The sequence below is a fragment of the Pantoea sp. CTOTU50773 genome (genome assembly GCF_032082325.1).
Lineage (GTDB): Bacteria > Pseudomonadota > Gammaproteobacteria > Enterobacterales > Enterobacteriaceae > Pantoea > Pantoea communis.
This window is the reverse complement of the sequence record NZ_DAMDQC010000205.1, coordinates 1-6,712: the sequence shown is the minus strand read 5'-3', so window position 1 is coordinate 6,712 and position 6,712 is coordinate 1. Positions and strand designations below refer to the sequence as shown.

Sequence of the window (6,712 nt, the reverse complement as noted above, 5' to 3'; positions counted from 1 at the left end):
TTACGTGAAGTAAAAGGTCTGAAAGATAGAACATCTTACCTCTGTACCCTACGCGATGAACTTTACCTGATTTTTCCTGACCAACAAAGGGTTTTTTGTTGTTAAGTTTCAGGATTCCACATCTTTTTTTCCGGGTCCGTCACACTTTGGCTTAAGGCGTGTAGTTTAATTACTAAAAAAATGCTTAGCCGATAGGCAGTTACAAAATGCGCATTTAACAAGCGGCTTTACATCGTTGCTGAACCGATTAAGTAAACTTTTTTCTTATGACGATGTCAGCGGCATAGATATACCGCCGACAACGTTCCTTAGTGCGCCTGGTCCCAGTTATCGCCCGTTCCCACTTCAACCTGCAGCGGTACATCAAGTTTCATGCTGCTCTCCATCAGTTGGCGGATCGTCGCACTCGCACTCTCTACCGCATCTTTGTGGATTTCAAACACCAGTTCATCGTGTACCTGCATGATCATCTTCACAGCGTCATCCTGCTGTTGCAGTAACCAGCCATCTACAGCGATCATCGCGCGTTTGATAATGTCCGCTGCGGTGCCCTGCATCGGGGCGTTAATCGCCGCGCGCTCTGCCGCCTTACGACGAATGGCGTTGCTGGAGCTGATGTCCGGAAGCCACAGGCGGCGACCATCCAGTGTCTCCACGTAGCCCTTATCGGCCGCCTGGGTGCGAGTCTCTTCCATGTAACGCAGTACGCCCGGATAACGCTCAAAGTAGAGATCCATATACTTTTTCGCTTCGCCAGCACCGATATTCAACTGGCGCGACAGACCGAAGGCACTCATGCCATAAATCAGACCAAAGTTAATTGCCTTGGCACTGCGGCGTTGCTCACCTGAAACCTTGCTCAGCGCAACACCAAAGACTTCTGACGCTGTCGCGCGGTGAATGTCTTCACCCTGCGCAAACGCATCCAGCAGGCCTTTATCCTGCGACAGATGCGCCATGATGCGCAGTTCAATTTGCGAGTAGTCAGCCGCAACGATGCGATTATCTTTACCTGCGATAAAAGCCTGGCGAATACGACGGCCTTCATCGTTGCGCACTGGGATATTTTGCAGGTTGGGATCGGTAGATGAGAGACGTCCGGTGGCCGTGACCGCCTGATGATAAGAAGTATGCACGCGGCCGGTAACCGGATTGATCATCAAAGGCAATTTGTCGGTATAAGTCGACTTCAGCTTAGACAGGCCACGATGCTCCAGAATCACTTTGGGCAGCGGATAGTCCAGCGCCAGTTCAGCCAGCACTTCTTCGCTGGTTGACGGTGCGCCACCCGGCGTTTTTTTAGTGGGCTTGATACCCTGCTTTTCAAACAGAATGGTTTGCAGCTGTTTGGTGGAGGAGAGATTAAACGGCTCGCCTGCCAGTTCGTGCGCTTTCAACTCCAGTTCCGCCAGACGTGCGGTCAGCTCCTGCGAATGTTTGGCCAGGATGTTTTGATCGATCAATACGCCGTTGCGTTCAATGCGTGAAATCACGGTCACCAGCGGCATCTCGATATCGGTGAAGACCTGCTTCGGACCCGCTTCCTGCTCCAGCTTCGGCCACATCTGCAGATGCAACTGCAGCGTGACATCTGCGTCTTCTGCAGCGTAATGAGCGGCCTGCTCGATAGCAATCTGGTTGAAGGTCAGCTGATTTTTTCCTTTACCGGCAATCTCTTCGAAGGTGACGGTTTTATGGTTCAGCCAGCGCGAAGCCAGGCTATCCATATCATGTTTGCCGCCGACGCTGCTCAGGCAATAAGATTCCAGCATGGTGTCGAATTTAATGCCGTTCAGCTCAATATCGTAGTTCTTCAGCACGCCACGATCGTATTTGAGGTTCTGGCCGACTTTTGCAGATTTAGCGTCTTCCAGTAGCGGTTTTAGCTTTTTCAACACGTCGCTGCGGTCGAGTTGTTCTGGCGCATCAAGATAGTCATGGGCCACCGGAAGATAAGCGGCTTCACCGGGCGCAACCGCAAAGGAGAGGCCGACAATGTTGGCACTCCAGCTATCCAGAGAATCGGTTTCCAGATCGAAGGCAAAGAGTTCTGCTTTATTCAGTTTTTGCAGCCACTCGTCGAAGGTTGCCTCATCCAAAATGGTGACGTAGCCGTCAGATGACAGCACGCTAGCGGTTTCCGCCACCGCAGCCACAGGTTCAGTCGCCAGCGATTTCTGCGCCTGCACATTGCTCTTTTTGCCCTGCAACCAGGTGCCGTCCTGTAAATCTGTGATCCAGCGTTTGAATTCATAACGGCCGAAAAGATTTTGCAGCTTTTCAACGTCCGGTTCGTTAACGGTGAGTTGCTCACAACCCAGTTCCAGTTCTACATCCGTTTTGATGGTCGCCAGCTGATAGGACAGGAATGCGACTTCGCGATTCTGCTCTAGCTTCGCTGCCATGGTCTTCGCGCCACGGAACGAGAGATCCGCCACTTTATCCAGGTTGTCGTAAATCGACTGCATACCGCCCAGGCCCTGCAGCAGCGCCTGTGCCGTTTTCTCACCCACGCCAGGCACACCCGGAATGTTATCCGAGCTGTCACCCATCATGGCAAGGAAATCGATAATCAATGAAGGCGGCACACCGTATTTTTGCTCAACCTCTTCCGGGCCCAACACGGTGTTGGTCATGGTATTAATCAACGTAATGCCCGGCGTGACCAGCTGCGCCATATCCTTATCACCGGTACTGATCAGCACTGCACGGCCCTGCTTTTCTGCTTCCAGTGCCAGAGTACCAATCACATCATCAGCCTCAACGCCGGTCACCGCCAGCAGCGGTAATCCCATCGCTTTGACCATCTCGTGCAGCGGCTCGATCTGTGCACGCAGATCGTCGGGCATTGGCGGACGATGCGATTTGTAGTGCTCGAATAATTCATCGCGGAAAGTTTTGCCTTTCGCATCGAAGACCACGGCCACATGGCTCGGCTGATACTGCATCAGCAAACTTTTCAGCATGTTGAGCACACCGTACATCGCGCCCGTGGGCTCGCCTGCACTGTTGGTCAGCGGCGGAAAGGCATGATACGCCCGGTAGAGATAAGAGGATCCGTCTACCAGAATCAGGGGATTTTCTGCAATTTGCGCCATAGGTTCGTATTTTCTTCGTTGCGATAATGAGGGCTATAAGGATGCCACAACCAGAGAGGAATGTTGAATCAGAGCAGAGATGTCAGGATCTTTTTCGTTGTTACGCGGAGTGGATCGCAAGGATCGGTCTGTGGATAACTTTGTGCGTAAAATTCATAACGTATTGTTATTTACGCTTATTGCAATCATTTTACAGATAAAAGTTATTGTTTTTCAATTTGTTATTAACTTACCGTGATGAAGCGCGCCTTTTTGAAAAGGTGATCGTCCATGTGGATATTAAGCGGAGGGTTAACGGGGATATCATGATTACGTCATGGGAAAGGGAGTAAAAACGCCGACATCGCCGGCGTTTATTTGCGCTTAATTACTTCTTCTCAACCAGGAATTTCACTACGTTGGCATAATCGGCAACGAAATTGTCCATAGAGCTGGTGTCCAGGCCGCCGTTGTTCACCATGTATTTGCCGTTAACGAAGATAGCTGGCACGCCCTGCAGATTAAGATCGGCTGCCGCTTTCTGCTGCTGGGCGACCAACGCTTTTACCGCAAAGCTATTCCAGGCTGCATCATAATCTTCTGATGAGATGCCAGCAGCCTGGATGAAGGTGGATTTCAGGCTCGCCGCATCGGTAATGGTTTGGGTTTTCTGAATACCGTCAAAGATCGGTGCAGTGACTTTGCTTTCCACGCCCAGCGCCATCGCGACCGCCCAGGCTTGAGTCACAACAGGACCGAAGTCTCCGCCGAGGAAATCAACGTGATATTTAGTCACTTTAGTGTCTGCTGGCAGGTTCTTTTTCACGGCATCACTCACGTGATAGACGCGTTCGAACTGGTAGCAGTGCGGGCAGAAGAAGGAGAAGAACTCCAATACCTGTGGCTCACCAGCAACCGGCTTTGGCAGCGTGACGAATTGTTTGCCGTCATTGAACTGTGCCGCTGAGGCGCCAAATGCCAGCATTAAACCTACCAGCGCAAACATAATCTTTTTCATCGTGAAAAAATCTCCTGAGTACTTCATTAAAATTGCGGGCTAAGCTGCAACGGGGGTTGATGTAACAGCCTCTCCTGCTCGATAAATAGTGCAATCTGTCGGCGCCAGAAATCCTCATCGGTCATCCAGGGAAAGGCGCGCGGAAAAGCCGGGTCCTGCCAGCGGCGTACCACCCAGGCCAAATAATAAACCATGCGCATAGCGCGTAAAGGCTCAATCAGTGACAATTCATGTAAATCAAAGTCACTGAATTCATTATAAGCTTCCAGCAGAATATCCCACTGAATCAGCTGTTCCTGACGATCGCCGTTTACCAGCATCCACAGATCCTGCACTGCAGGCCCGTTGCGTGCATCGTCAAGATCGACAAACATCGGGCCATCGCGCCATAGGATATTACCTGGATGGCAGTCGCCATGCAGCCTGAGCGGCTGCCATTTATCATGCCAGCGCTGCTGTAGGGTGCCGATAAGTTTATCAACGGCGTTCAGCAGCGCATCCTTCAGGGCAGCCGGTACCAGCGTACTTTGCTCCAGCTTCTGGCGAGGTTGTAAGACATACTCTTCCAGGCCGAAGGTTGGACGCTGTTGAAACAAGCTCTGGCGGCCTGTTTGATGGATGCGACCAAGAAAGCGGCCCACCCACTCCATCTGTTCTTCATTATCGGTTTCATACTGTCGCCCACCCAGGCTTGGGAAAACGGCAAACATAAAACCAGCATGGTGATTCAGCGTACTGCCCTGCAGTGCCAGTGGTGCTGCAACAGGCACTTCATCGGCCAGCAGATCATGCGTGAACTGGTGCTCTTCCAGAATTTGTTGCGCACTCCAGCGTTGTGGCCGATAGAACTTAGCCACAAAGCGACGTTTGTCGTCATCACTAAACTGATAGACACGGTTTTCGTAGCTATTGAGGGCGGTTAAGCCGGATTCGACACGCAGACCCGCATCCCAAAGTGCATCCAGGATGACATCGGGGTCCAGCGTCTGGAAATTAAAGGCGGCTTCGCTCATCATTTTGCCTGTGTGTTACCGTTGCAAGGAATGCGCAAGGATAACACTACTCATCATCCTTAATCACACCGCGTGCACGTAATAGCGCGGTTTTGAAGTCCACTTCATAATCCTTTTTCAGTCCGGGAATTTCCGCATCGCAGCCAGCGTCACGCATTTTGAGATGGTAAATCAATATGTCATCGGTTAATTCACTTAATGGGCCACTGAAGCCTGATTCCTGCGCCAGTTTCTGTAAAAATGCCAGCAGGTTAAGGTCAGACTCCTTTTGCCAGGCCGGTTGCAGGAGTTCGAACAATTCATTAAGTCGGTGATATTTCATCATTGATTCCTCTATGCAGTGGTAGGCTGCCGTTATGCAAGTATCGTCCAGTATGATCAAGGAGACGAAAATGACCGCATTTACCGGCGTGATCCTCGCAGGTGGGCAAGGCAGTCGTATGGGCGGCCTGGATAAAGGGCTGCTGGAATTGCAGGGCAAACCGCTTTATCAGCACGTTTTGCAGCGTTTGATGCCACAGGTCAATATTGTGTTGATAAGCGCCAACCGTAACATTGATCGTTATCAGGCTAGCGGTTGTCAGGTCGTTACTGATTCGATGCCAGATTACCCCGGTCCGTTGGCAGGCATTTTAAGTGGCTTGCAGCACAGTAAGACCGAGTGGGTCGCCTTTTGTGCCTGTGATACGCCCTGGTTACCGGAGGACTTCGTTGCACGATTATGGCAGCAGCGCGGTGCGGCACCTGCGGTGTGGGTACGATCAACGCAGCGTGATCATCCTGCATTGGCACTGGTCAATCGATCACTGGCCGACGATCTGGAAGCCTGGCTGCTTCGTGGTGAGCGGCGTTTAATGCAGTTTCTGCGTGAACATGGTGGGCATGCCGTGACGTTCACAGATTCTGAGGCAGCTTTCCGCAACATTAATACGCCCGACGATTTAGTTGATGGGGAAAAGCAGTGATGAGCGTGCCTTTACTGGCGATCGTTGCGTGGAGTGGCACTGGAAAAACCACTTTGCTGCAACAGGTGATACCGCTGCTTAAGGCTCGCGGTATTCGTTCTGGGTTAATCAAACATACCCATCATCAAATGGACATTGATACGCCGGGAAAAGATAGCTATCTGCTGCGAAAAGCAGGTGCCGATCAGGTGATTGTTGCCAGTACTCAGCGCTGGGCATTGATGTGTGAAACCCCTGATCAGACGTTGAATCTGGCGGAACTGGTCGCGCGGATGGACAGTTCCGCGCTGGATCTGGTGCTGGTTGAGGGCTTTAAAGATGAGCCAGTACCCAAAATCGCGCTGTGGCGGCGTGGTGTCAAAGGGGAATTTGCTGATTTACTGGATGAATACGTGGTTGCGCTGGCCAGCGATGAGAACTTAACGATCGACCGCCCACTTCTCGATATTAATCAGCCGGTTAAGGTTGCTGATTTTATTGAAAAATGGCTGAGAAAAGGTCAGTAACCCGGGGTTTTATGATCGTCTGGCTAAACTTCAGGCGTCAGTTTCAGACGTAAAACAACCCTGATTTCGCCGATCTGCAGACGTAAAAAAACCCTGAACTTTCGTTCAGGGTTTCTTCACTTATTTGATGCCT

General features: G+C 51.2%; 6 protein-coding genes. 2 read left to right on the top strand and 4 right to left on the bottom strand.

Annotated features, from left to right (window positions below):
* Positions 1-308 precede the first annotated feature (308 nt).
* The 4 genes from polA to RT340_RS21050 form a co-directional block, all read right to left on the bottom strand.
* Entirely contained in the window at positions 309-3,098 is a 2,790-nt protein-coding gene (polA, locus tag RT340_RS21065; protein WP_097119636.1) for a DNA polymerase I, read from the bottom strand.
* A gap of 367 nt (positions 3,099-3,465) precedes the next feature.
* Positions 3,466-4,095: a thiol:disulfide interchange protein DsbA gene (gene dsbA / locus RT340_RS21060; protein WP_097119635.1), complete on the bottom strand. Its 630-nt coding sequence runs from the start codon at positions 4,093-4,095 to the stop codon at positions 3,466-3,468.
* A gap of 26 nt (positions 4,096-4,121) precedes the next feature.
* Complete coding sequence (locus RT340_RS21055; protein ID WP_160834202.1) at positions 4,122-5,108, bottom strand: serine/threonine protein kinase; 987 nt, start codon at positions 5,106-5,108, stop codon at positions 4,122-4,124.
* Positions 5,109-5,154: 46 nt separating this feature from the next.
* On the bottom strand, positions 5,155-5,430 hold the full coding sequence (locus RT340_RS21050; protein ID WP_038643998.1) for a YihD family protein: 276 nt from the start codon (positions 5,428-5,430) through the stop codon (positions 5,155-5,157).
* Positions 5,431-5,500: 70 nt separating this feature from the next.
* On the opposite strand from RT340_RS21050, the gene mobA reads away from it, so the two are divergent.
* On the top strand, positions 5,501-6,073 hold the full coding sequence (mobA, locus tag RT340_RS21045) for a molybdenum cofactor guanylyltransferase MobA (protein WP_313377649.1): 573 nt from the start codon (positions 5,501-5,503) through the stop codon (positions 6,071-6,073).
* Complete coding sequence (mobB, locus tag RT340_RS21040) at positions 6,073-6,579, top strand: molybdopterin-guanine dinucleotide biosynthesis protein MobB (RefSeq protein WP_058960152.1); 507 nt, start codon at positions 6,073-6,075, stop codon at positions 6,577-6,579. The genes mobA and mobB overlap by 1 nt, the downstream gene beginning before the upstream one ends.
* The last annotated feature ends 133 nt before the right edge of the window (positions 6,580-6,712 follow it).